Raw genomic sequence first — 3,381 nt, 5'->3', positions numbered from 1 at the left:
GATATATTTTTAAACCGATTGAATTTTAACTATCTCATGCCTACGGCATTTATGTTTGTAGGATATTTATTTCTACCGATATGTTGTCCCTATGGGACATTAAATGAAGGATGAGGTAGAATTTTCACCTTCTATTTTTTCCATTTTATCATAAGAAATGGGGTAACTATTCACCACGAAGGGCACGGAGAGCACGAAGTGAAATTTGATGAATTATCGAATTCATGAAGCTGTGATTCAGACAGTAGACTATAGACATCAGACTAAAAGGGGCAGAAATTGCAGAAGAATGAAGGCTTGGGAGAGCTACCTATACTTCTGTAGGTAAGGCTTAGGGAAAAATTCAGAGGGTGAAGTTTTGAGGAAGGCTTCTTAAATGCCGCTAATTTCCTGCATAAGTAGAGTCTATAGTCTTGTGTCTGATGTCCAGTGTCTGAATCACAGTAAAGAGATTTGTTCTGTAACATCTCCCTGCCCTTCGTGCTCTTCGTGGTGAATAGTTACGAAATGGGAGAAGGCAAGCCAAATGGACATAATTGTCTTGTCTAAAGATATAGAGAGTTATAGCCCTAATTTGACATAGTGGAGTAATGGTTCACGCATATCTTGTTAATTCACTACGAGTATTTAATTCTAAGTAAAGTTTTGAATAATAACTGCTATATCGACTGGTTAATGACCCTCTGGGTTGTTTTTTGGGATTCCAAAATGTCAAAAAATACAAAAAGATGGCAAGAAATGAGGTAACACAATGCCAGGGACCATAGATATAACTTTATGTCCTACGCAACGCTCTCTTATTCTTCAGACCTGAGGTCGCATTTTTTTTACTTGACTTTATTCACCTCTTTTGTTATACTTAATCATTGAAATGAAAAAAATTACTCTTTTCATTATCTTGTTTTTAATCTTAAGTTGTTTAAAAATAGAATCTAAGGAGATACCTCTTTCTCAGGTGGTCATTACGGTTAATGAAACAAAATTTACTTATGCTCAATATAAAATGGCTTTTGATTACCACCGTGATTTATATAAACAGAAATATGGCAAATTCCCGCAGGAATGGGAGGAAGCATTAAAAAATGTAGTAATTGAAGGTTTAATCCGTGATACATTACTTTCTCAAGAGGCAGAAAAAGTTATCAAGGTAACAGAAAAAGAGCTTGACGAAAGCATAAAAAATAGCCCACAGTTTAAAGATGCTAAAGGTAAGTTTGATGAAACAAAATATCGTTTGGCATTAGCTAATCCTGAAATTGACTGGAGTAAAATCTATGAACGACAGCGCAAGATCCTTATGCGAACTAAATTAGAGGAACGAATAAAAAATGCAGTTAAGGTTTCGGAAGGGGAGATAAGAAAAGAATTTTGCACCACTAACGAGAAGATTCGGATAAGATATGTCCTGATAAAATTTGAAGAAGATAAAATCGATGCTGGCACCATTACCGACACGGAGATTGAAGATTATTACCGCAGGCACCTCACTGATTATCAACAACCTGAACAAGTCAGAGCAAGACACATCTTGATAAAACCCGAAAACAATAAAAAAGAGGCAAAAGCAAAGATTGAAGATATATTAAAAGAGATAAAAGCAGGTGGCAGTTTTGAAGAATTAGCTATGAAATATTCTGCCTGCCCATCTAAAAATCAAGGTGGAGATTTAAATTTCTTTAGCCGGGGACAAATGGTTAAACCATTCGAAGATGCCGCTTTTAACTTAAAATTAGGTGAAATAAGCGATATTGTCGAAACCCAATTTGGATTCCATATCATTAAACTTGAAGACAAAAGACAAGCCCGCACTATTCCGCTATCTGAGGCGAGCGAAGGGATTAAAAATACAATTCATCATCAAAAAATAAGACAAGAGGCAGAAAAAATAGCAAAATCAAAAATAGATGAAATTTATAGTAAAATAACGCAAGGGTTTGGAACTGTCGCTACAGAGTATTCTTTAGAGATAAAGGAAACTGAATCTTTCGGACATCAACAACCTGTTTCAGAATTAGGTTATTTCCCGGAGATAGAGGAGATATTCAATTTAAAACAAGACCAGATAAGTCAGCCGATTAAGATATGGTCAGGCTTTTTAATCGCTCAATTGATAGAAAGACAGATTGATGAAATAAAATATTCGAAAGAAAAAGAAAAGATTAGACAGGATATTCTTAAAAAAAAGAAAGAAATGGCATTAGACGATTGGTATAAAAAGAAAAAACTATCGGCAAAGATTACAATAAATCTATAAATCGTAATGGGTCAGTGAAATGGGGAATTAGAGATTAGAGATTTGGAGGATTAGCAGAACTGCAGGTTTGTAGGCAAAATTCCCCTTTAACAAAGAAGGTTGGGGGGGCTAATGTTTTATTACACATTACCCCCAAATGAGTGGTATAATACTGACTCATTACAAAATAAGTAATCGGAAAGGGTAATTGATAACTAATTACCATTCACCAGTTACCAGTTACCAAATAAAGAGGAGGTTAACCATAATGTTTGCAAATGAAACTTTATTAGATATTATCTTTAAAGGTGGAATTGCAATGATTCCATTAGGACTTTGCTCGATTCTTATCCTGGCAATTATTATTGAACGGATGTGGAGTTTTAGAAAAATAAATATAGATGTTGAAGAACTCTTATATAAGATTCAAAATAGTATTCTCAAAGGTAATGTTATGGAGGCAATAAATCTTTGTGAGATGGTTACAGGACCACTTCCTCTTATCTTTAAAGAAGGGTTGTTAAGATATGACCGGAGTAAGGATGAGATTATCGAGGGTTTAGACCGTGTCAGGATAGAAGAATCACTCGATTTAAAAAGGTATATCTGGATGCTGGGAACGATTGGAAGTATCGCTCCTTTTATTGGACTATTTGGCACTGTATTAGGGATTATTCGTGCATTTCATAATATTGGTCTAACTGGTACCGGAGGAATAGATGTTGTTGCTGGAGGTATATCTGAGGCTTTAGTCGCCACTGCTGGAGGATTATTTGTAGCGATTATTGCCGTAGCTGCCTATAATTATTTTATCATTAAGGTAAATACTATTGGAGAGGAATTTAGAATTTATACCGCAAGATTAGTTGAAATCCTCACCGAAACTGAAAGAAGAAAGAGATAAATGCCGTTAAAGGCTAAATTAGTTAAGACTATAAAAAACCACAAAGATTCGACCTGTGAAATAGGTCGACATGGGAAAACAAAATTGTAAGCGTTCAGGTCATTGCAAGATATCTAATACTCGATATTCAAGTTTTTTTTAAGATTAAGTGGTTTATCCTTTTTTAACCGCAAAGAACGCAAAGAAATTAACCGCAAAGAACGCAAAGATTATAGTGCTCTGTTAAGATTGAATTTGCATGTTA

2 protein-coding genes are annotated in these 3,381 nt (G+C 34.9%); both read left to right on the top strand.

What is annotated here, in order from left to right; translation table 11 throughout:
* The first annotated feature begins 871 nt into the window (after nucleotides 1-871).
* The gene (locus AB1414_17740) at nucleotides 872-2,254 is read left to right on the top strand and encodes a peptidylprolyl isomerase (protein ID MEW6609257.1); all 1,383 of its coding nucleotides are present in this window, start codon (nucleotides 872-874) and stop codon (nucleotides 2,252-2,254) included.
* 247 nt (nucleotides 2,255-2,501) lie between these two features.
* Nucleotides 2,502-3,137: a MotA/TolQ/ExbB proton channel family protein gene (locus tag AB1414_17735; protein MEW6609256.1), complete on the top strand. Its 636-nt coding sequence runs from the start codon at nucleotides 2,502-2,504 to the stop codon at nucleotides 3,135-3,137.
* Nucleotides 3,138-3,381 lie beyond the last annotated feature (244 nt).

The organism is bacterium (genome assembly GCA_040755795.1).
Classification (GTDB): domain Bacteria; phylum UBA9089; class CG2-30-40-21; order CG2-30-40-21; family SBAY01; genus JBFLXS01.
This window is presented reverse-complemented; position numbering and strand designations above follow the sequence as displayed.